We start from the raw sequence: 22168 nt of genomic DNA, 5'->3' as shown, positions 1-22168 counted from the left end.
CGCAGGACCGTAGCGGGGGTTTCCTGGCTTACCGGCGATCTGACACGGTCCGACGAGGGATCAGGAACATCAACACCCAGATCACCACACACGCTCCCCCGACCGCCCACAGCACCCCGGTGAATGCCTCCTGGTTGAGCGCTGCGTCAGTCGAACCACCGGTGACCGAGAAGAACACCACACCGGTCAGCGCCGTCCCCAGGGCCATGCCCAGATGAACAGCGGTATTGAACAGTCCGGAGGCAGCCCCGGCATTCGCGTGCTCCACGTTCCGCAGCGCCAGATCCGCCAACGGCCCACTGAGCGCGCCGAAAGAACAGCCCAGCATCATCAGCGGGACCGCCATGCCGACCATCGTCAGCTGAGCCTGCCACTGTGCAATCACCAGCAGGAACACCACCACCCCGGCGAGAGCCAACAGCGCCGCCGCCTGCGGCAGGCGTCGTCCGAAACGTCCGGCGCTACGCACAGCGACGGCCACGCCCATAAATGCTCCGGCGGTGAGCAGGACGAATGCCACGGATGTCTGCAAAGCGCTCATCCCCAGACCGGTCTGCAGGAAGATCGTCATGGTCATGAAGAACAAGCCGGACAACAGCCCGAACACCAGCTGTGCGGACAACCCCGCCGAAAACCCCCGGTCGGAGAACATCGACAATACGATGGTCGGCGCCCTGCCCTGACGGGTCCGCTGCTGGGCAATGAACACGCCCACAGTCAGCAAGCCGGCGACCGGAAGCAGGATGGCCCACAGTGGCCAGCCGTGTTCTGCTCCCTGAGTCAGCGGGAACACGATCAACACCACAGCCACCACCGACAGGAACATGCCGAGCATGTCGAGACGTTCCGGCTTGTCCGAGGTGGACTCGGTGATGAACAGGCGACCAAGCACCAGCACGACGACACAGATCGGAAGGTTGATCAGGAAGATCGACCGCCAACCCCAACCGAAGAGATCGAGCTGCAGCAAAACTCCGCTGAGCACCGGGCCGAGCACGTCGCCGACGCCGAGGATCGCGCCATAGAGACCGAACGCCTTGCTCCGGGCTTCGCCGCTGAATGTCACGTGAATGGTCGCCAACGCCTGCGGCAGCATGATCGCCGCGCCGACCCCCTGGAGGATTCTGGACACCACCAGGAACTCGGGGTTCAGCGCGATACCGCACAGCAGGGACGCGACGGCGAATACGGCGGTCCCGGTGAGAAAGACCCGACGACGGCCGTACGCGTCGCCGAGGCGTCCTCCGGTAACCAGCCCGACAGCCAATGCCAGTGAGTAGCCGACGGTGAGCCACTGCACCGCCGCGGGACCAGCGCCCAGACTGTCTCGTAGGGTGGGAATCGCGTTGAGCACGATCGAATAGTCGAGCGCATTCATCATCTCGGCGACGAGCACGACGGCCAGCGCGATGCGGGCTGCCGTCGGTGCCGAACGCAATATGTTCGGCGATGAGGATGACACGGGGAAGAACTCCTGATTCGTTGAATCGGGGAGCTCGCCGAGAACCCACGCCGGGACCCGCACATCAGCACGGAGAATACAGAAGACCCGGGGCAGTCGGCGGAGCTGCACCCGGGGATAAACACGACATAGTGGGGCGAGTGACAAGGCTCAGGCCAATGCGACATCCGCCCCTGGGCACGGTCGGGTAACCCGACGTGGGGACGCGGACGGCTAGTTGGCCTGGGTCAAAAAGACACCTCACTACGAAGAATTCTCGGCAACGAACAGCAACGACGGTCGTGGCGCGCCATTGCTGCATAAGTTCAGTGCCGGACTCTACAGCGCCGTCAACCCAGCGCAAAACGTCACGGGGGACCATAGCCAGGGTGAAGCGCCATCGAGCACGCTGCCAAGACGAAGGACCGTAGATGAAGAGAATGCCTCACCCTAGCCGCGATGAGAAGACCAGCTGGGAACGTGGGCGGGAACTTCTGTGGGACCTGGTGGACGACGAAGACCTACCCGCGAGGTAGCGCAGGCACCGAGTGTCCCGATCAAGTAGCTACCGGAGCGCGATTCAAGGGCCGTTTCTGTCGCTCGAAGTGCTCTGGAGAGTCAGATACGGACCGGATCTTCACCATCGCCCCGCACCCGACCGCCGGAGGCTATTCAGCCGAATACTGGAAATCCGACCCGCTTATCCAGGTCGAGCGCCCACCCCTCGACCGGCGTATAGCCTGCTCAGTGAGCTGGAGACGAGACTTGAACTCGCAACCTACGGTTTACAAGACCGTTGCGCTACCAATTGCGCCACTCCAGCGGAAACCGACGGCGCCTGGCCCCGTCCTCGGCGTCTCCACCGGGTTTCAGCCGACGACTCTATCAGCAGCGCAGCCACCCGATCGAATCCGGATCCTCTACCGTAGAGTGTGCCCGGTAGGAGACGTCGACCACGGCAGACAGTGAGGAAGAGGGGTGCCGAGTGAACGGTGAGAACCCGACCGGGAACGACTCGGGCAGCAGCGCCGGCAGCAGGGGCCTCACCGCGGTGAGGAACAAGGTCTCGGCGATGCTGTTCAGCGGGAACCGGTCCACGATCGACACGATCCGCACCGCACCGCCGCCCTCCCCGCTGGCCCCGGTCAACCTCACCGACTCCGCCCAGGTCCACCTGGTGATGGACACCGCCGCACGCATCGGCGACCTGCTGCTGTCCGCAGGCACCGGCAACACCGATGCCAAGGCCCAGGTCAAGGCCGTCACCTCGGCCTACGGCCTGTACGGCTGCCACGTGGACATCACCCTGAACACCATCACGATCTACTCGCCGTCCACGGACAACACCACGCCGATGAGCTGCTTCCGGGTGGTGCACGCGCTCAACAGCGACTTCTCCCGACTCACCGAGGTCGACCGGCTGATCCGCTCGATCGTCAACGGCGCCACCGAGCTCGAACTGACCCGCAAGATCCTCACCGACATCGAGACCAGTCCCCCGCCCTACCGCATCCGCTGGGCCACCCTGGCCTGGGGCGGCTTCGCCGGCGCGGTGGCCCTGATGCTCGGCGGTGAGCCGCTCGTTGCCCTGATCGCCACGATCACCTCGATCATCATCATGGCCACGAACGTGTGGCTGGCGTCGAAGTCGCTTCCGTTGTTCTTCCAGAACCTCACCGGCGGCATCATCGCCACGATCCCGGTCGCGCTCACCTTCAGCTTCGCCCGGGCGTTGAACCACTACCTGTCGCCGTCGTTGGTGATCGCCTCGTGCATCGTCGCCATGCTCGCCGGGTTGACCCTGGTCCAGGCCCTGCAGGACGGGGTCACCGGAGCGCCGGTGACGTCCTCGGCACGGTTCTTCGAGACGGTGCTGATGACCGGCGGCATCATCTCCGGCATCGCCATGGGCCTGATGCTGACGAGCCGGCTGGGGGTCACCCTGCCGCCGATCGACACCTCCAGCACGCAGGGCACCTTCGGCGGTGCCGCGGTGCAGATCCTCGGCGGCGTCGGGGCCGCGCTGTTCTTCGCCATCGCGTCCTTCTGTGAACGACGTGCCCTGATCGTGGCCACGCTCACCGCGTTGGTGTCCTACTCGCTCTACCGGTTCCTGCAGGTGCAGCTCAGCACCGGCGACGTCACCGCCGCGGGCATCACCGCCACCTTCGTCGGCCTGGCCGGTGGTCTGCTGTCCCGCCGCTACCTCATCCCCCCGCAGATCACCGCCATCGTGGGCATCACCCCGCTGCTGCCCGGCCTGGCCCTGTACCGCGGCATGTACTCCATGCTCACCGACCAGTTCGTGGTCGGCATCTCGAACCTGGGTATCGCCCTGGCCACCGCCACCGCGTTGGCTGCCGGCGTGGTCCTCGGCGAGTGGGTGGCGCGTCGGCTGCGTCGTCCCCGCATCCTGTACCGCTACAACGACCTGCGGCGTCCCCCGGCACGCCGTTCCCGGGGACGACGCCCCGGCGGTTCGGCGACCCCGCCGGTGCACTGGGGCGTCCTGCGCCAGCGGCGCCGCGGCACCCCCTGGCTGCCGGACCCCACCCGCTCGCATCAGCGGAAGAAGGACCGGGAAAGTGCGCCGGACGGTCAGGGGAGTTAGACTGAAGGCTTACGGGTCTCAGGCCGAACATCGTCATGCAAGGGAGCAATAAGTGCCGCCGAAGGTCAGCGACAACCACACCACCAGCGCAGAGTCCCTGCACACCGTGGAGGAGGAGACCGCCAAGGCCGCGCAGCGCATCGTCGCCACCTACGCCGACGACTTCCTCGACGCCGCCACGCTGATGTGCATGCTCGGCGTGGAACCGGAGGGCCTCATCCACCGCAAGGTGGCCGCGGACGCCGCCGCCGAGGAGGAGGCCAAGAACCCCAAGGCCGCCAAGAAGACCACGGCGAAGAAGGCCACCAAGAAGACGGCCAAGAAGGCTCCCGCGAAGAAGGCGACCAAGACCACCGCCAAGAAGACCACGGCGAAGAAGGCGGCCACCTCCACCACCGCGAAGAAGGATTCCGGCGAGTAGTCTGTAGGTCACAGACATCCGAGAAGACCGACCCGCGACCCAAGGGGAGACCACGCCGTGACTGCCGGAGATGACAGCACCACCGACACTGGGATCGACACCGGGATCGACACGGGGAGCGACATGGTCGTGGTCGCCAACCGGCTGCCCGTCGACCGCTCCGTGGACCGCGACGGCAACGTCACCTGGTCCCCCAGCCCCGGCGGTCTGGTGACCGCCCTGCGTCCGGTGCTGGAGTCCAGTCAGGGCAGCTGGGTCGGTTGGCCCGGCGCCACCGCGGACTCCCCCGACGAGGAGATCGTCGCCGCCGACCTCCCGGAGATGGACGGCGGGATCACCCTGTCCCCGGTCAACATCTCCACCGAGGAGTTCCAGACCTACTACGAGGGGTTCTCCAACGACACCCTCTGGCCGCTGTACCACGACCTGATCGTGCACCCGGAGTTCCACCGCTCCTGGTGGCGCGCCTACCGCACGGTCAACGAGCGTTTCGCCCGGGCCGCCGCGGACGCCGCCGCCCCCGGTGCCACGGTGTGGGTGCAGGACTACCAGCTCCACCTCGTGCCCGGCATGCTGCGTGAGATGCGCCCGGACCTGAAGATCGGTTTCTTCCTGCACATCCCCTTCCCCTCCCCGGAGCTGTTCCGTCAGCTCCCGTGGCGTTGGGACGTGCTGATGGGCACCCTGGGCGCCGACCTCATCGGCCTGCACACCCCGGACTCGGCCTGGAACTTCCTGTACACGCTGCGCGCGCTCGGCGGCGACGTGACGTTCAGCAAGGTCGGCGAGGGCGACGCCTGCGGAGCCGACGGCGAGGGCACGTTCACCGACGACGGTGCCGCGGGCACCGACGAGTCCGGCGTCTCCTACATCCGCGGGGCCCGGCTGCCGCGCAGGGACGCCGTGGCCGGCACCGTGCGCACCGCCGACGGACGTGAGGTGAAGGTGGGGGTCTTCCCCATCTCGATCGACACCGAGGGGGTGCAGGCCAAGGCCACCGCCCCGGAGACGGTCTCGGCGGCCACGGCGCTGCGCCGCCGCGTCGGCTCACCGAAGATCCTGCTCGCCGGCGTGGACCGCCTGGACTACACCAAGGGCATCCACCAGCGACTCAAGGCACTGGAACAGCTGCTCAGCCAGGGCCTGCTGAACCCGGACGAGGTCTGCCTGATCCAGGTCGCCACCCCGTCGCGCGAACGCCTCGACTCCTACGCCCGCACCCGTGAGGACGTGGAACGCACGGTCTCCCGGATCAACGGCGCCTACGGCAGCCTGGGCCACACGGTGGTGCACTACTCCCACGCGAGCATGCCCTTCGCCCAGCTGGTGTCGTTGTACGCCGCGGCGGACGTGATGCTGGTGACCGCCCTGAAGGACGGCATGAACCTGGTCGCCAAGGAGTACGTCGCCAGCCACTCCGACGGCTCCGGCGCCCTGGTGCTCAGTGAGTTCACCGGTGCCGCCACCCAGCTGCCGAACGCCTACCTGTGCAACCCCTACGACGTGGAGTCGACTGCGGCGGCGATCATGAAGGCCATCGACTCCCCCGACGAGGACAAGCAGGCCCGGATGGCGGAGATGTGGGAGGAGGTGCGCACCCACGACGTGCACGGGTGGGCGCGCCGCTTCCTCGCGGTGCTGGATCCGGAGGTGCTCGACACCGACGCCGCCGACGCAGGGGCGGACGGCGAGTGACCCGGCAGCACCCCCGCAGCGTCCTGCACCCGACCGCACGCACCCGCCGACGCACCGCCTTCGGCGGGGTCGTTCTCGCCGGTGGGCTCCTGCTCACCGCGTGCGGCTCCGACATCCCCGGCGAACTCGCCGACGTGCGCTGGCAGGTCGGACGCATCGAGGACGCCGGCCTCGCCGACTCCGGTACGGCCGTGTCGTCCAGCCTGTCGCAGACCGACCAGGCGCGCACCTGGCTGGCCCTCGGCGGCAGCACCGTGACCGGCGGAGCGGGCTGCATGGCGATCAGCGGCGACGTGGAATGGCTCGACAACGACCGCGTCCGGTTCCCCGGGCTCAGCGCCCGCGACATCAGCGGCGAATCCGAGGGCACCCAGTGCCTGCCGAACGACCGTGAACTCGCCGAACGGCTCGTCGCCGTTCTCGGCGAAGGCGACGGGGCCACCGAGTCCACCGAGTCCACCGAGTCCACCGACGCTGAAACCACGGAGCCCTCCGAGTCTGCCGAGCCCTCCGAGACCGCCGACACCGACGACGAGGCAGGCGACACCGACGAGGTGCCCACGCTGCGCTGGGAGACCCCCGGCGAGGACGAGCTGCGGCTGACCCGCGCGGACGACTCCCCGTCGGCGTGGCAGACGGGACGCTTCGTGGAGTTCCTCGCCACACCGTGATTCCGGTGCCGCTACGCTGGGGGCCATGACCGACGCCACCACCCTCCCCGCCGTCTCCACCGACGACATCCAGTACCTCGCCGAAGTACCGCACCTGCTCGTCGCCCTGGACTTCGACGGCACCCTCTCCGGCTTCTCCACCGACCCGCTGGCGGTGCGCATGGTCCCCGGCGCCCGTGCCACCATCGACCGGCTCGCCGGGTGCGCCGGCACCACCGTGATGCTGCTGTCCGGACGCAACCTCGAGGTCCTCGAACCCGTCGCCGAGGCCACCGCCATCGCGCACCCCGGTCCCGGGGACATCCTTCTGGTGGGCAGTCACGGTGCCGAACCCGCCGACGCCACCAGCTCCGGTCTCGACGACGACCAGCGCGAGCTGCTCGACACACTGTCGGCGATGGCCCAGGAGTACGCCGACCGCGACGCCGGGATGTGGGTCGAGCACAAGCCCTTCGCCGTGGGTCTGCACATCCGTGGCGCCTCCGACGAACGCACGGGGCTGACCGCCTACGAGGAGTTCCGCCTGGCCGCCCAGAAACTCGAGGGGGTGACCGTGACCCCGGGCAAGAGCATCGTGGAGGTCTCGGTCTCCCCGGTGACGAAGGGCAGCTACCTCTCGGCGTTCATCGACCGCACCGAACCCGACGCCGTGGTGTTCGCCGGCGACGACGTCACCGACGAGACCGCCCTGAGCGTCCTCGACCAGCAGGGGCTGGCGACGGACGGGGACGGCGTGCCGGCGCGTCCTGACCTCGGTATCCGTGTCGGCGACGGGGACACCGCGGCACACCGGCGCCTGGCCGACCCCGTCGCGGTGGCCGACGTGCTCGCCCGGCTGGCCGAGGCGCGCCTGCTGCGCCAGGGAGACCGTGACGGCGGTGTGGTGGACGCCGCATCGGTGGCCGCGGTCAGCGAGCTGCGGGAGGACCGATAGTCCTGCCCGGAAGGAAGCGTGTCGGCAGGATGATGCGCTGCTCGGGCTCCGCCCAGGCCATCGTCGGCTGCCGGCGGGTCGGTTCGGAGTTGCGTCCGATCAGGGCGGCCAGGACGTTTCCGCTGGTGAAACCCTTCTCGCGGTTGGGCTGCTCCACGGTGGCCAGGCCGCGGTCACGGGCGCGGGCGATGCCGTCGAAACCCACCACGGAGAGATCGCCGGGCACGTCGATGCCGTTGTCCTCGGCGTAGTCGAGCACGCCGAGCGCCTGACTGTCGGTCGTGCAGATCACCGCGGTGAGGTCCGGGTGGTTCTCCAGGAGTTCCGCGGCGGCGCTGCGGGCGGTGTCGGGGTTGTTGAGGTGGCGTTCGATCACCGGCACGTCCGACCGGTCCACCCCGGCCTCCTCGAGCACGGCCAGTGCGCCGAGCACACGGCCCTTCTGCACGTGCATCTGCGCGTCCGCCAGGCGTCCGGCACTGACCGGGCCGTTGTTGGGCCGGCGGTCCAGACGGATGCACAACACGCCGATGCGACGGTGCCCGGCGTCCACCAGCGCCCGGGCGGCCGGACGGATCGACTCCCGGTCGTCGATGCCCACGAAGTTCACCCCGTGGTCGTCGGCCGGCTGGTCGCAGATCACCGTCGGCACGTTGCGGTTGGTCACCGAGGCGAGGAAGGGGTCGTCCGCGGCGACGGAGTAGACGATGAAGCCGTCCACCACGGCCTGGTTCACCAGGGCGGCGGGCCGGTCCTCCTCCGCGGTCTCCGCCCCGGCGGGGATCAGCAGCATGGAGGTGTCCATGCCCACACACGCCTCGGACACCCCGGACATGAACTCCAGGGAGGCCTGGTCCTCGAAGGCGTAGGTCATGTCGTCGGTGAGCAGCACGCCGATCGCCCCGGCCCGGCGCGTACGCAGCGAGCGCGCCGTGGGGTCCGGCCCGGAGTAGCCCATGCGCTCGGCGGTGCGCATGATGCGTTCGCGGAGGTCGACCGAGAGCTGTTCGGGACGGTTGTAGGCGTTGGACACCGTGGTCCGGGAGACACCCAGTTCCGCGGCGATGGAGGCGAGTGTCCCCCGTCGTCCCTGACGGGCCTGGTTGCTGGAGCGATTCACGTCGACCATGGTATCCGACCTGCCCCGCTGTGACCCTGGTTACCCTAATTGGCAATCGTTCCCAACAAGGATTAGAGTCGGCCCCATGCCCAGACGCCGCCCCACCCCCCGCACCGTCACCGCCCTGACACTGGCCGCAGCCACGTCGCTCACCCTGGGGCTCACCGCCTGCTCGGGTGCGGACAGCGCGTCCGCCGACAACGGCGGGATCCGCATCGTCGCGTCCACCTCGACGTGGGGCGACATCGCCCAGCAGGTCGTCGACGACGCTGCCGCCGACGCTGCCGACGGGGACACGTCCGACATCACCGTGGACACGATCCTCTCGGGCACCGACGACGACCCGCACGAGTACGAGGCCACCGCCCGCGACATCGCCACCATCCGCGACGCCGACATCGTGGTCGGCAACGGCGCCGGCTACGACAACTGGCTCACCGACAACGCCGGCGACGACTCCGAGGTCATCACCGCCGCCCCCCTCGGCGAGGACCACGACCACGACGAGCACACGCAGGACGCTACGGCGTCCGACGACGCGGACGCCGATGCGTCCGACGCGTCCGACGACGGTCACGACCATGGCAGCGGCATCCTCGAGGGCGAGGACAACCCGCACGTCTGGTTCGACATGGACCTCGTCGCCGACTTCGCCGACGACCTGGCCGCCCACCTGAATGACCTCGACGAGAGCTTCCCCGCCGAGGCCACCGGCGTGCGCGAGATGACCGACGAGTTCACCACCCGCATCGCCGAGCTGCCGCACGCCCACGTGGTGCTCACCGAACCGGTCGCCGGACTGCTGCTCAAGGGGTCCGAGATCCACGACGTCACCCCCGAGAGCTTCGCCCGGACCGTCCTGAACGAGGGCGAGCCCTCCGTCGCCGACCTGGCCGCGACACGTGACCTCGTCGCCGACGGCGAGGCGGACGCACTGATCACCAACACACAGTCGGAGAGCCAGGCGTCCCGCCAGCTCACCGACGCCGCCGAGGACAACGACGTCCCGGTCGTCAACGTCACCGAGACCCCCGGCACCAGCGGGGGCAGCCAGCAGGACTACGCCGACTACGTCGACGCCGTCATCACCGACCTCGAGGATGCGCTCAGCTAGATGTCCGCCCTGACCTTCACCGGTGCCAGCGTCGACCCGTTGTGGCACGACCTGGACCTGACCGTCGAGCCCGGGGAGTTCCTCACCGTGCTCGGCCCCAACGGAGTGGGCAAGTCCACCCTGCTCAACGCGGTGCTCGGCACCCGCGCCCTGACCTCCGGCAGCGTCAACGCCCCGGAGCGGGTCGGGTTCATCCCGCAGCAGCGCATGTTCGACGCCGACCTGCCGATCCGGGTCCGCGACCTCGTCGGGCTCTCGATCGAGCACGGGGTGATGTCGCGCCGACGCCCCCACCGCGCCACCATCGACGCCGCCCTCGCCGAGGTCGGTGCGTCCGGCCTGGCGGACCGTCGGGTGGGCACGCTGTCCGGCGGGCAGCAGCAGCTCGTCCGCCAGGCCCAGGCCATGGCCACCGACCCGCAACTGCTGCTGTGCGACGAACCGCTGCTCAGCCTCGACCTCTCGGCCCAACGCTCCGCCGTCGACCTGCTCGACCGGCGACGACGGGAACACGGCACCGCCGTCGTCTTCGTCACCCACAGCATCAACCCGGTGCTCGGCGTGACCGACCGCATCCTCTACCTCGGGCCCGACGGACACGTCACGGGTGCCGTGGACGAGGTCATGACCGGCCCGGTGCTCTCCCGCCTCTACGGCACGCACGTCGACGTCGCCGAGGTCAACGGACGGATGGTGGTCGTGTGAGTACCTGGGACCTGCTGCAGGTCGACTTCGTCCAGAACGCCCTGCTCGCCTCGCTGCTGCTCGGACTGGTGTCCGGTGCACTGGCACCGCTGATCGTGATGCGCCGCATGAGCTTCGCCGCCCACGCCACCGGCGAGCTCGCCCTGATGGGAGCCGCCGCGGCCCTGCTGTTCGGCGTGAGCGTGACCACCGGCGCGGTCCTCGGTGCCGTGCTGGCCGCCGTGGTCCTGGCGTTGCTGGGGCTGAAGGAGCAGGACGCCACCGTCGGTGTGGTCCTCGCCTTCGGCATGGGCCTGTCCGTGCTGTTCATCTACCTGTACCCCGGGCGCACCTCCGAGGCCTACGCCCTGCTCACCGGGCAGATCGTGGGGGTCTCCGGCGCCTCACTGGGTATCCTGGCGTTGATGTCGGTGCTGGTGGCCGCGGCCGTCGCGGTGCTGTGGCGTCCCCTGCTGTTCGCCACGGTGGACCCGGTGATGGCCGCGGCCTCCGGTGTGCCGGTGAAGCTGCTGGCCGCCGCCTTCGCCGTGCTCATCGGCATCGTCGCCTCCCAGGGCGTGCAGATCGTGGGCGCGCTGCTGCTGCTCGCTCTGCTGATCACCCCGGGTGCCGCGGCGGTGCGGGTGACCTCGAACCCCCTGCTGGCGGTCGTGCTGTCCGCGATCTTCGCCACCACGGCCTCGGCCGGCGGGCTGGTGCTGTCGCTGGCGCCGGGGCTGCCGGTGAGCCCCTTCGTGACCACGATCAGCTTCGTGATCTACCTGGCGTGCCGGACCATCGGGTGGGCCCGGGGCCGGCGGGCCGTCCGCGACGAGACCGCGCGCAAGGGATCCGCCGTGGGTGCCGTACCGGGCTCCACCGGGGAGGTCGCCGACCCCCACCATGCGGCACCCTGAGCCCTCAGGTCGCTTTCGGGGCTCCTGGACGACCTGAGGGGTCAAGGTGGGAACACCTTGACCCCTCACGCCCCGGAGCTAACCGGAATGAACCGAGCTACCCGACCCGGCGCTGGCGGGCGAACTCGCTGAGCACCACACCGGCGGCGACGGAGGCGTTGAGCGACTCCACCCGTCCGGCCATCGGGATCGAGAGGATGTCGTCGCAGGTCTCCCCCACCAGACGCGACAGTCCCTTGCCCTCGGAACCGACCACGACCACGACCGGGGTCGTCCCGTCGTAGGTGTCGAGCGTGTGCTTGCCGCCGGCGTCCAGGCCCACGACCTGGTAGCCGGACTGCTGGAGCTGCTTCAGCGAGCGCACCAGGTTCGTCGCCCGGGCCACGGGCAGACGTGCGGCGGTACCGGCGGACGTGCGCCACGCCACCGCGGTCACCGACGCCGACCGGCGCTCCGGGATGACCACACCGTGGCCACCGAAGGCGGCGACCGAGCGGATGACCGCACCCAGGTTGCGCGGGTCGGTGATGTTGTCGAGCACCACGATCATGCCGGGACGCCCGGAGGTCTGCGCGGCCTCGATGAGGTCTTCGACCTCGGCGTACTTGTACGGCGGCACCTGCAGCCCGATGCCCTGGTGCATGCCGTTTCCGGTCATGCGGTCCAGTTCGTCGCGGCTGACCTCGAGCACGGCGATGCCACGCTCGGCACAGGTGTGCACCGCCTCGGAGAGGCGGTCGTCGTTGCCGGTGCCCACGGCGACGTACAGGGCGGTCGCCGGTGCGTCCGCCCGCAGGCACTCGATCACCGGGTTACGTCCGACGACGAGCTCCGGCTGGTCGTCGGCGTCCCTGGGGCGCTGACGCCCGGAGTCGTGCCGTTCCTTGGTCTTCTTCGCCTTGTACTTCGCGTGGTAGACGCGGTCCTCGGCCTTGGGGGTGGGCCCCTTGCCGGCGAGTCCCCGTCGCCTGGTGCCGCCCGAGCCCTTGTCGGAGCCCTTGCGCGCCGTCTTCCGTACCGCGCCGCGGCGCTTGTCGTTTCCTGCCATGGCGACCAGACTACCCCGCGCGTTCCCCCTGTTCACAACGCCGTGTCCGCACGGTATCCTCTGCTGGTTATGACCCCTCCGGATCCCGTGGGCACGAGCCTGTCCCGTACCGAACGTCTCGACGCCCTGCCGGTGACCCGCAGGCACGTGAAACTGCTGGGCGGGTCCGGCATCGGGTGGGCGTTGGACGCGATGGACGTGGGCCTGATCGGCTTCATCATGGCCGCCCTGACCACGCACTGGGGGCTGAGCCACACGGAGACCTCGTGGCTGGCGTCCGCCGGCTTCATCGGCATGGCCTTAGGCGCGACCTTCGGTGGGCTGCTCGCCGACCGCTTCGGCCGACGCAACGTCTTCGCCGCCACCCTGCTGGTCTACGGGCTGGCGACCGGGGCGTCCGCCCTGGCCGGTGGCCTGGCGGTGCTCATCGCGTTACGCGTGGTGGTGGGCCTGGGGCTGGGCGCGGAGCTGCCGGTGGCGTCCACCCTGGTCTCCGAGTTCGCGCCGCGCAGGGTCCGGGGACGCATGGTCGTGGTGCTGGAGGCGTTCTGGGCCGTGGGCTGGCTGGCCGCCGCGGTGATCGGCGCGTTCATCATCCCGTTGAGCGACAACGGGTGGCGGTGGGCGCTGGCGCTCGGCATGGTGCCGGCGTTCTACGCCCTGTACGTGCGCATGTCGCTGCCGGAGTCCGTGCGCTTCCTGGAGTCGAAGGGCCGCCACGAGGAGGCCGAGCGGATCGTCGTCGGCTTCGAGGAGTCCGAGCCGGCCAAGTTCAGCCTGCGTACGCAGGGCGAACAGGCGCAGGACGCACCGGACGCCGCAGGCGGCGCGGCTGGCGCCGGGGCGTCCGACGCCTCCGACGCCTCCGACGCCGCAGCGTCCGGCATCTGGTCGCCGGCGCTGCGCTCACGCACCACCGCGCTGTGGACGATCTGGTTCTGCATCAACCTGAGCTACTACGGCGCGTTCACCTGGATCCCGTCGATCCTGGTGGACCAGGGCTACACGCTGGTGAAGTCCTTCACCTTCACCCTGGTCATCACGCTGGCGCAGCTGCCGGGGTACGCGGTGTCGGCCTTCCTCATCGAACGTTGGGGGCGCAGGACGACACTGGCCGCGTTCCTCGCCGGCTCGGCCGTGGCCGCGGGGCTCTACGGTTTCGCCGGGGTGGAGTGGCAGATCATCGCCGCGGGTTGTCTGCTGTCGTTCTTCAACCTGGGTGCGTGGGGTGCGCTGTACGCCATCGGGCCGGAGCTCTACCCCACCACCATGAGAGCGAGAGGCACTGGTGCGGCGACCGGCTTCGGACGGCTCGCCTCGATCCTCGCCCCGCTGATCGTGCCGCCGCTGCTGGTCTTCGGTGGGATGCCGGTACTGTTCGCCCTGTTCGGGGTGGCCTTCGCGGTGGCGGCCGTGGCCGCGCTCGCGCTGCCGGAACTCAAGGGCACACGGCTGATGGAGCGGTAGGCGCGCCTCTTCCCCGGAGCGAATGTACGAACCCAAGCCGATTCGGTCACCGCGAGTGTCCTGGGAGAACCGAATCGGATTGGGAACTGACGCGAGACAACGGAGCGGACGCCGCGCGGGCCCGTGCCCTGCTTACTACCCCAGCGACCAGGTCGCCCCGTCGGCGGTGTCGGTGACGGCCACGCCGGCGGCCTTCAGCCGGTCGCGCACCTCGTCGGCGGTCGCGTAGTCCTTCTCCGCCTTCGCCGAGGCACGCCGTTCCAGCTCCGCCTTCACCAGGACGTCCAACGCCACCGTCGCCGCGTCCGACGAACCGGCGCCGATCCCCTGGCCACGGCCCTGGGCGGTGGGCCCGGACCACGTCGCCGACAGCGGGTCCACACCCAGCACACCGACCATCGCGCGCACGGCGCCGGCAATCTCGGCGAGCTGGGCACGGTCGCCGGACTCCAGGGCCTTGTTGCCCGCCCGTACCGCGTCGTGGACGACGGCGAGCGCCTGCGGGACGGCCAGGTCGTCGTCCAACGCCTCCTCGAACGCCGGCAGCCAGGTGCCGGTCTCCACCGTGCCGAGGACCTCGACCGCGCGGGTCAGGAACTTCTCGATACGTCGGAAACCGGCGGCGGCCTCCTGCAACGCGGACTCGGAGTACTCCAGCATGGAGCGGTAGTGCGCCGAGCCGAGGTAGTAGCGCAGCTCGATCGGACGCACCAGGGTGAGGATGTTCGGCACCGAGAGCACGTTGCCCAGCGACTTCGACATCTTCTCGCCCGACATCGTCACCCACCCGTTGTGCATCCACAGGTTGGCGAACTCGTCGCCCGCGGCATGCGCCTGGGCGGCCTCGTTCTCGTGGTGCGGGAACTGCAGGTCCATGCCGCCGGCGTGGATGTCGAACCGCGCGCCGAGGTACTTGCGCGACATCGCCGAGCACTCGATGTGCCAGCCGGGGCGCCCGAAGCCCCACGGGGTGTCCCACCCGGGCTCGCCGGGTTTCGCGGCCTTCCACATGGCGAAATCGCGCGGGTCCTCCTTGCCCGGTGCGGCGTCCTCCCCCTGGTCGAGCTCGTCGAGCTTCTGGTGGGACAGGAAGCCGTACCCGGGCACCTGCGCGGTGCGGCAGTACACCGAGCCGTCCTCACTGGCGTAGGCCATCCCGGCGTCGATGATGCGCTGGATGTAGGCGATCATCTCCGGGACATGCCCGGTCGCGCGGGGTTCGACGGACGGGGCGGCCACGCCGAGCAGGTCGTAGGCGCGGGTGAACTCGCGCTCGTGGGTGGCGGCCCACTCCCACCAGGGCCGACCGTTCTCGGCGGACTTGCTGAGGATCTTGTCGTCGATGTCTGTAACATTGCGCACGAACGCAACGTCCAGCCCCTTGGCCTCGAGCCAGTTGCGCAGGACGTCGAATGCCACGCCGGAGCGCACATGACCGATGTGCGGGACGGACTGCACGGTCGCACCACACAGGTACACCGAGGCATGCCCCTCCTGCAGCGGAACGAAGTCGTGGAGTTCACGGGTCGCGGTGTCGAAGAATCGCAGAGTCACAACAGACAGTCTAGACGGGGGGGCCCCATGAAACTTGCGACGGTCCGGATCGACGGTTCGCGATGCACCATCCAGGTCGACGGGGTCGACGACGCACCGAACGGGGGTGGGGTGACCGGACGCATCGTGGACCGCCGCGGGCTCGGCGCACTGCTCACCGGCAGCGCCACGGGCAGTTCCTCCGGCATCCGCGGCGCGGTGGAGGCCGGACTGCGCCGCGACGGCGACGAGGTCACCGTGCCCTTCGCCGACCTGCTGCCGGTGGTCCCCTCTCCGTCGAAGATCTTCTGCGTGGGCCTGAACTACCGCGAGCACATCGAGGAGATGGGCCACCCCATCCCCGACCACCCGACCCTGTTCGTGAAGTACCCCTCGGCGCTGACCGCACCGTATGCCGAGGTGACCGTGCCGGAAGGCATGACGGAAAAGGCCGACTACGAGGGTGAGCTCGCCGTGGTCATCGGCTCGCGGCTGCCCGGTGCCCAGGGCGGGGCGACCGCGGCGGAGGCCCGCGCCGCGATCGGCGGCTACGCGGTGATGAACGACTTCTCCCAGCGCGACTGGCAGTACCGCACCCAGCAGTGGCTGCAGGGCAAGAACCTGGACCGCTCCTCCGCCTTCGGCCCGTGGCTGACCGTCGCCGACGACTACGACCCGGTGGCCGAGGGCGCGGTGCTGCGCACCTGGGTCAACGGTGACCTGCGCCAGGAACACTCCACCGCCGACCTGGTGTTCCCCCCGGTGGACCTGGTGCGCTACATCTCCAACTTCGCCACGTTGGAGCCCGGCGACGTGATCGTCACGGGCACACCCGAGGGCGTGGGTGCAGGTTCCGGACGGTTCCTGGCCGACGGGGACGTGGTGCGCATCGAGGTCGACGGGCTCGGCGCGGTGGAGTCCACCATCCGGATGTGATCTGGCGCCCGGGGGTCCCCGGACGGGCCCCCTGCGTCCGGACGCTTTGATAGGGTCGGCTCAGTACACTTACGCCGCCCAACACGTTTCGGAGAGCCCCCATGTCCCTTCGCACCACCCGTTCGCTGCGGGGTGCGGCCGCCCTGGCCGCCGCAGCCTCCCTCGCCCTCGGCGTCACGGCCTGCTCCGACGACTCCGACAGCTCTGACAGCTCGAGCAGCTCCGACGCCAGCGCCACAGACAGCGCAGATGAGGCGGAGGATTCAGGCGCCTCGGACGGCCCGCTGACCGTGGACAAGGCCGACGATCTCTCCGACGGCGACACGGTCACCGTCACCCTGGAGGGTCTCGACACCGCCAACAGCTACTACGTGGCCGTCGGCACCACCGACGGTGCCAGCGCCGACCCGGGCACCTACGCGGGCTCCATGGAGGAGTGGGCACGGGTGGTCCCCGAGGGCGAGGAGGGCGGCACCGCCACCTACGACGCCGAGGGCAACGCCGAGTTCGACCTCACGGTCCAGGCCACCAACGAGGACGGCTCCGTGGACTGCACCACGGACTCCTGCTCGCTGAAGCTGATCACCGACCACTCCTCGCAGCCGCCCTTCGAGGACGTCGCCGCGGTCCCGGTGACCTTCGCGAGCTAATCCGCGAACTAAGCCGCGAACTACTCCCCGGGGACCAGCAGCCCACCCTCGTAGGCGAGGATCACCAGCTGGGCCCGGTCGTGGGCGTGGATCTTGGTCATGATCCGGTTCACGTGGGTCTTCGCCGTGTGCGGGGAGATGAAGAACTCCTCGGCGATCTGCTGGTTCGACAACCCCCTGCCCACCAGCTGCAGCACCTCACGCTCGCGCTCGGTCAGCAGCCCCAGGCGTCCGGCGGCCTCCTCGGAGACCGCGGGACGCGGTTCCGGGGACTGGACGTAGCGGGCGATCAGGCTGCGTGTCGCCGTGGGCGACAACAACGCGTCCCCGTCCGCCACCGAGTGCACCGCGCGGATGATCTCGTCGGGTTCGGCACCCTTGCCGATGAAGCCGCTGGCCCCCGCGCGCAGGGCGGCGACCACGTACTCGTCCTCCTCGAAGGTCGTGAGGATCAGCACGCGGCTGTCGGCGTTGCCCGGCTCCGAGCAGATCCGCCCGGTGGCCTCGATGCCGTCGAGGCGGGGCATGCGGATGTCCATCAGCACCACGTCCGGGTGCAGTTCGGCGGTCATGGACACCGCCTCCAGACCGTCGGACGCGGCACCGACCACCTCGGTGTCCGGTGCGCTGGACAGGATGTCGACGACGGCCTGACGGATCAGGACCTGGTCGTCGACGACGAGCACGGTGGTCACGGATGTTCCTCCCGGGGAAGTGGTAGTTCGGCGGTGAGCGTGAATGTCCCGTCCGATTCTACGGCGGTGACCGCCCCGCCCACGGCGGCCACACGCTCGCGCAGCCCGGTGAGGCCCAGGAACCCGTGCGGGGCGTCCGGCTGGTTGCGTCCGTCCTCGGAGACCGGGTTGCTGACCCGCACCGACACCACGCGACGGTCCTGGACGCTCGCGATGCTGGTCGCAAGCTCGGCGGTGTTGCCCGAACCGTGCTTGTGCGCGTTGGTCAGGCCCTCCTGCACCACGCGGTAGACCACCCGTCCGGTGGTGTCGTCGAGTCCGGCCAGGTCGCCGTCGGTGGAGCGGTGCACCGTGAGCCCCGCCCCGGCGATGGAGGCGACCAGGTCGTCCAGGTCCGCCACACCCGGCTGCGGGAGCTGGACGGACCCGCCGCCGGTGTCCCCTGCCCCGGCACCGGCACCGCCGGCGTCCCCGGCGCGCAGGTAGCGCAGGAGCACACCGATGTCGCCGAGCACCTCACGCGCGGCCTCACGGATCGTGCCGAGTGACTCGCGCGCCTTGTCGGGCCGGGTGTCCAGCGAGCTGGACGCCACCCCGGCGTTCAGGCTGATCACCGAGATCCGGTGCGCTACCGTGTCGTGCAGGTCCTGGGCGATGCGCAGCCGCTCCTCGGCCACCCTGCGCCGTGCCTCGGCCTCGCGGGTCTGCTCGGCCCGCTCGGCGCGCTCGGTGGCCGCCCGGGCGTACTCACGCCGGGAGCGCGCACTGTCCCCCAGCGCGGTGGCGATGGCGATGCCCGCGGCGATCTGGAAGACCTGCGGGTCCAGGGTCAGCCGGTCGTTGGTGAACAGGCTCAGCACGGCCACCAGGATCGCGCCCGTCGCCCCGCAGCCCAGAGCCACCGGACGCGGGACGCTGGTGGCCGCGGCGAAGGCGGCGACGATCGCGGCGATGCCGGGGCCCAGTGCGGGCACCCCGAGCAGGACGGTTCCCACGTACACCGCCAGGCAGACGGCGAGCACCGGCAGCGGCCACCGTCGACGCAGCGGCATCAATGCCGCCGCCAGCACCGCGGCCCCGGTGACGACGAGGTCGAGGCGGTGGTCGGGCATCCCCCCGCCCGGCCCGGCGGGTCCGGGGCCCGGGCCGGGTACGGCGACGGAGGCGAGGATCAGTGCGATGACCGCCAGATCCCCGACCCACACCGGGATCCATGCCGGACGCTCGGTGGGGGTCGGGGGGTGGGGTTCTGCCTGGGTCATGAGGCCATTGTGCAGTATCGGGGCGATCCGCGACGCTCAGGGTGCGGCCGGCGCAGGGGCCGCCGCTGCGGCCGGAGCGTCCTGCGCATCGTCCTGCACGTCCTGCGCATCGTCCTGCACGTCGGTGACGGGCGGGACCGGTTCGACGATCCGGCGGCGGATCGGGTGTCCGGAGGATCCGCCGACCACGACCCAGCGCTCCCGGTACTCCTGCACCGGCTCCTGTTGCTGCGCCGGTTCCGGTTCGGGTTCGCGGCCCGTCTCCGGGGAGGACGCTACTGCGTCCGGGGCGGCGTCCGGTGCTGTGGCAGGACCCGCGGTGCCGTCACCGTTCAGGGCGTCGCGCACGATCCTGCGCGGATCGTAGGCTCGGAACTGGGTGTTCCACGTCTTGGGGTCCATCGCGGCGACGGGGACGCCCAGCTCCTCCTCCGCGCGGCGTCTCGTCGAGTCGGTGAAGCTGCGGAAGTTCCTGATGAAGGTGGCGAGTTTCTCCGCGTAGAGCGGCAGCCGCTGCGGGCCGATGATGATCGCGGCCACGACGCCGATCACGATGATCTTCTCGATGGTGAGACCGAACATGTCAGGACACTCCTTCCAGGGTGCTTGTCCGGGTGCTTGCCTGCTGGTCGTCCTGCTCTGCGAGATCCGCCCAGTCGGGAGCGTCGGTACGGTGCCGTCGGTCGTGGATCCAGGCGATGGCCAGCGAGATCCCGAACAGCACCGCCATCGGGACGGCGATCAAGAACATCGACAGCAGGTCGGCCGCCGGGGTGACCAGGGCGCTGAAGACCACGATGCTGATGGTGATCCCCCGCCAGCTGCGGGCGATGGTGCGGGCCGACAGCACGCCCATGAAGTTGAGGACCACGATGAAGGCGGGGAACGTGAACGCCACACCGGCGGCCAGGACGAGTTTGAGAACGAAGTCGAAGTAGTAGGACGCCTGCAGCAGGGTGCTGTCGTCGGCGGAGGCGAAGCTGGCGAGCAGTTCGACGATGCGGGGGAACACCGCCACACCGGCGGCGCACCCGGCGACGAACAGGGGGATCACCGCGCCGAGGAAACCGAAGGCGTAGCGCTTCTCCCGGCGGGTCAGCGCGGGGGCCACGTAGGCCAGGATCTGGTAGAGCCAGACCGGACTCGACAGGGCGATACCGCCGAACAGGGCGATGCGGAGTTTCAGGTCGAAGGCGCCGGTGATGCTGTCGTAGTTAATGGCTGCGGCGCGGGTCTGCGCGATGTCGACCACCGGCGCGCGCAGCACCTCCAGCACCTGGTCGGAAAGCAGGTAGGCGATGACGGCCGCGACCACGAGGGCCGCCGCGACGCGGGTGAGCCTCCTGCGTCCTTCGAGCAGGTGGCCGGACAGCGGCATGCCGGCCGGTCCTGCGGTCGCGGACGTCATGACGTGAGCTTCCTCTCTGCACCGTTCAGGCCGTTCACGCCGTCCAGGTCGTCGACGGTGTTCACGGTGTGGATCGTGGGTGCCTGCGCGGTGGGCGCTGCGGCGACGTCCTCGGTGGCTGCTGCGGCAGGTACCGCGGGCGCGGTAGCGGTTGCCGCCGCGGGCGCAGGGTCAGACGCCTCGGTCTTCAGGATCCGGACGGACTGGCCGAGGCTCTTGGCCAGGGCGGGGAGCTTCGCTGCCCCGAAGAGCAGCAGGACGACGGCCAGGATGACCAGGGCGTGCATTCCGGTGAGGTTCTGTAGCATGACGTACTCCTTAGGTGGGTTCTAGCGGTGTGTTCTGGGGTGTGTTCTGGGGCGTCAGGACGCGGTCGCGTCGGACGCGGCGTCGGGGGCACCGTCCGGCATCTCGCCGTCCGGCATGCCGCCGCTGGGCGGCTCGCCGCCCTCGCCGCCGGGGCCACCCTCGCCGCCACCACCGCCGGGTGCGTCGCCGCCGGTCGGTTCGGTGGTGGTGTCCACGCGCACGGTGAGCGAGGAGATGTAGCCGGAGTCCACGTCGCCGGAGATCGTCGCCATCTGCAGGGCGGCGCTGTCCTCCCCGAAGACGTTGTCGGAGTCCAGGGTGATCTGCGAGAGGTTGCTCGACGAGCCGTCGTAGGTGTCCAGCTCGTAGACGTCGGTGAGGACGTCCTCCGGGAAGGCCATCTGGGAGGTGGCGATCGCGTTGGCGGAGTCGTCGATGGAGTCGACGTCCGGGTAGACCTCGAAGTGGATGTGGGTCCAGCGGCCGGTGTAGCAGCCGGGCATCACGGAGGTGAAGGTGACCGTGCCGTCGGCGTCGGCGACCTGCACGCCGCGCAGCCACGTCTCGTCCTCGACGCCCTCGGAGTACATCGAGTACTGCCCCTGGGCGTCGCAGTGCCAGGCGTAGACGGCGACGTCGGCGAACGGTGCGTCGTCGTTGTCCATGTCGGTGATGGTGAAGGTGAACTCCAACGGGACGCCGTCCACGGGGTCGTCGGCACCGATGCTGGAGCGGATGTCGCTGCGCACGATGCCGGACTCCTGCAGGACGTCCGGTCCGTTGGACCCGTCGGCCGGGTAGGGCCCGGCGGTCTCGTCGGGGATCTCTGCGTCCGGCAGGTCGGCGGTGTCGACACTGCCCGCGGTGGTGGTGACCCCGCTGGAGGACGAACCGGAGCCGTCCGAGCAGGCGGCCAGTGCGACGGCACCGGCGCCGGCGACGCCGGCCCCGATGAACACCCGACGGCTCATCAGGGTGCGCAGGTCGAATCCGACGCCCTGGTCGACGACCTCCTCGTCGGGGCGGTCGAGCAGGCGGCCCTCGTAGGCGGGGCCGTCGGGGGTGGAGGTGGGTTCGGGAACTCGGGTGGCCATGATGGTCTCCTTTCCCGGGGTGCTTCCCGGGGACTGGGAACAGTTGCGGTGTCGCGGTGTTCACGGCGGTCCTGCTCCCCGGGGTCATCCGGGGCGTCTGCCGTTCAACAACGTGCTCCCAAGTCTCGTCGACGCAGGCCGGTGCCGAATCCCTCCTA

Annotated in this window: 21 protein-coding genes and 1 tRNA gene; 11 read left to right on the top strand and 11 right to left on the bottom strand. The window is 69.7% G+C overall.

Annotated elements, in window-relative coordinates:
- Positions 1-28 precede the first annotated feature (28 nt).
- Both ACT3UN_RS08650 and ACT3UN_RS08645 read right to left on the bottom strand, forming a co-directional pair.
- Complete coding sequence (locus ACT3UN_RS08650; protein ID WP_441582599.1) at positions 29-1462, bottom strand: MFS transporter; 1434 nt, start codon at positions 1460-1462, stop codon at positions 29-31.
- Between the two features lie 729 nt (positions 1463-2191).
- Positions 2192-2264 (bottom strand) — tRNA-Thr (locus ACT3UN_RS08645).
- Positions 2265-2513: 249 nt separating this feature from the next.
- Here ACT3UN_RS08645 and thrE point away from each other — a divergent pair.
- From thrE to otsB, 5 genes are all read left to right on the top strand, one after another.
- Complete coding sequence (gene thrE / locus ACT3UN_RS08640) at positions 2514-4052, top strand: threonine/serine exporter ThrE (RefSeq protein WP_444656919.1); 1539 nt, start codon at positions 2514-2516, stop codon at positions 4050-4052.
- A gap of 52 nt (positions 4053-4104) precedes the next feature.
- A complete protein-coding gene (locus tag ACT3UN_RS08635) occupies positions 4105-4473 on the top strand; it encodes a hypothetical protein (protein WP_301444216.1) in 369 nt (122 codons plus the stop codon).
- Positions 4474-4596: 123 nt separating this feature from the next.
- Positions 4597-6168 carry an alpha,alpha-trehalose-phosphate synthase (UDP-forming) gene (locus ACT3UN_RS08630; RefSeq protein ID WP_301443901.1) on the top strand — a complete coding sequence of 524 codons (1572 nt, stop codon included), beginning with the start codon at positions 4597-4599 and terminating at the stop codon, positions 6166-6168.
- Complete coding sequence (locus ACT3UN_RS08625) at positions 6165-6839, top strand: hypothetical protein (protein ID WP_301443900.1); 675 nt, start codon at positions 6165-6167, stop codon at positions 6837-6839. The genes ACT3UN_RS08630 and ACT3UN_RS08625 overlap by 4 nt, the downstream gene beginning before the upstream one ends.
- A 25-nt stretch (positions 6840-6864) precedes the next feature.
- Positions 6865-7773, top strand: coding sequence for a trehalose-phosphatase (gene otsB / locus ACT3UN_RS08620; RefSeq protein WP_301443899.1), 909 nt, complete (start codon positions 6865-6867; stop codon positions 7771-7773).
- On the opposite strand, the gene ACT3UN_RS08615 is transcribed toward otsB, so the two are convergent.
- A complete protein-coding gene (locus ACT3UN_RS08615; RefSeq protein ID WP_441588448.1) occupies positions 7748-8902 on the bottom strand; it encodes a LacI family DNA-binding transcriptional regulator in 1155 nt (384 codons plus the stop codon). The two genes, otsB and ACT3UN_RS08615, sit on opposite strands and share 26 nt — an antisense overlap.
- A gap of 76 nt (positions 8903-8978) precedes the next feature.
- Between ACT3UN_RS08615 and ACT3UN_RS08610 the strand changes: the two genes are divergently transcribed.
- From ACT3UN_RS08610 to ACT3UN_RS08600, 3 genes are read left to right on the top strand one after another with little or no spacing between them, the layout of a single operon-like run.
- Positions 8979-10007 carry a metal ABC transporter solute-binding protein, Zn/Mn family gene (locus tag ACT3UN_RS08610; RefSeq protein WP_441597287.1) on the top strand — a complete coding sequence of 343 codons (1029 nt, stop codon included), beginning with the start codon at positions 8979-8981 and terminating at the stop codon, positions 10005-10007.
- A complete protein-coding gene (locus tag ACT3UN_RS08605; protein WP_301442906.1) occupies positions 10008-10712 on the top strand; it encodes a metal ABC transporter ATP-binding protein in 705 nt (234 codons plus the stop codon).
- On the top strand, positions 10709-11608 hold the full coding sequence (locus tag ACT3UN_RS08600; RefSeq protein WP_301442907.1) for a metal ABC transporter permease: 900 nt from the start codon (positions 10709-10711) through the stop codon (positions 11606-11608). The genes ACT3UN_RS08605 and ACT3UN_RS08600 overlap by 4 nt, the downstream gene beginning before the upstream one ends.
- A gap of 97 nt (positions 11609-11705) precedes the next feature.
- On the opposite strand, the gene rlmB is transcribed toward ACT3UN_RS08600, so the two are convergent.
- On the bottom strand, positions 11706-12656 hold the full coding sequence (gene rlmB / locus ACT3UN_RS08595; protein WP_301442908.1) for a 23S rRNA (guanosine(2251)-2'-O)-methyltransferase RlmB: 951 nt from the start codon (positions 12654-12656) through the stop codon (positions 11706-11708).
- A gap of 69 nt (positions 12657-12725) precedes the next feature.
- Between rlmB and ACT3UN_RS08590 the strand changes: the two genes are divergently transcribed.
- Positions 12726-14123 (top strand): MFS transporter, encoded by a 1398-nt coding sequence (locus tag ACT3UN_RS08590; RefSeq protein WP_444656899.1) that lies wholly within the window; start codon positions 12726-12728, stop codon positions 14121-14123.
- Between the two features lie 135 nt (positions 14124-14258).
- On the opposite strand, the gene cysS is transcribed toward ACT3UN_RS08590, so the two are convergent.
- Positions 14259-15677: a cysteine--tRNA ligase gene (gene cysS / locus ACT3UN_RS08585; protein ID WP_301442910.1), complete on the bottom strand. Its 1419-nt coding sequence runs from the start codon at positions 15675-15677 to the stop codon at positions 14259-14261.
- Between the two features lie 27 nt (positions 15678-15704).
- On the opposite strand from cysS, the gene ACT3UN_RS08580 reads away from it, so the two are divergent.
- Together ACT3UN_RS08580 and ACT3UN_RS08575 are read left to right on the top strand one after the other, a co-directional pair.
- Complete coding sequence (locus tag ACT3UN_RS08580) at positions 15705-16592, top strand: fumarylacetoacetate hydrolase family protein (protein ID WP_301442911.1); 888 nt, start codon at positions 15705-15707, stop codon at positions 16590-16592.
- A gap of 101 nt (positions 16593-16693) precedes the next feature.
- A complete protein-coding gene (locus ACT3UN_RS08575; RefSeq protein ID WP_301442912.1) occupies positions 16694-17242 on the top strand; it encodes a neocarzinostatin apoprotein domain-containing protein in 549 nt (182 codons plus the stop codon).
- 20 nt (positions 17243-17262) lie between these two features.
- Here the strand turns inward: ACT3UN_RS08575 and ACT3UN_RS08570 are convergent, their stop codons facing one another.
- The 6 genes from ACT3UN_RS08570 to ACT3UN_RS08545 are packed head-to-tail and all read right to left on the bottom strand — an operon-like array spanning position 17263 to position 22010.
- Entirely contained in the window at positions 17263-17937 is a 675-nt protein-coding gene (locus tag ACT3UN_RS08570) for a response regulator (protein ID WP_301442913.1), read from the bottom strand.
- Positions 17934-19199 (bottom strand): sensor histidine kinase, encoded by a 1266-nt coding sequence (locus ACT3UN_RS08565; RefSeq protein ID WP_301442914.1) that lies wholly within the window; start codon positions 19197-19199, stop codon positions 17934-17936. Before ACT3UN_RS08565 ends, ACT3UN_RS08570 begins: the two co-directional genes overlap by 4 nt.
- 36 nt (positions 19200-19235) lie before the next feature.
- A complete protein-coding gene (locus ACT3UN_RS08560) occupies positions 19236-19781 on the bottom strand; it encodes a Sec-independent protein translocase subunit TatA/TatB (protein ID WP_301442915.1) in 546 nt (181 codons plus the stop codon).
- A gap of 1 nt (position 19782) precedes the next feature.
- The gene (tatC, locus tag ACT3UN_RS08555; protein ID WP_441579314.1) at positions 19783-20607 is read right to left on the bottom strand and encodes a twin-arginine translocase subunit TatC; all 825 of its coding nucleotides are present in this window, start codon (positions 20605-20607) and stop codon (positions 19783-19785) included.
- Entirely contained in the window at positions 20604-20915 is a 312-nt protein-coding gene (locus ACT3UN_RS08550; protein ID WP_301444299.1) for a twin-arginine translocase TatA/TatE family subunit, read from the bottom strand. Before ACT3UN_RS08550 ends, tatC begins: the two co-directional genes overlap by 4 nt.
- 54 nt (positions 20916-20969) lie before the next feature.
- Complete coding sequence (locus ACT3UN_RS08545) at positions 20970-22010, bottom strand: intradiol ring-cleavage dioxygenase (protein WP_441579313.1); 1041 nt, start codon at positions 22008-22010, stop codon at positions 20970-20972.
- Positions 22011-22168: the final 158 nt, after the last annotated feature.

The sequence above is a fragment of the Corynebacterium sp. AOP12-C2-36 genome (genome assembly GCF_052379185.1).
In the GTDB taxonomy this organism is placed as follows: domain Bacteria; phylum Actinomycetota; class Actinomycetes; order Mycobacteriales; family Mycobacteriaceae; genus Corynebacterium.
This window is presented reverse-complemented; position numbering and strand designations above follow the sequence as displayed.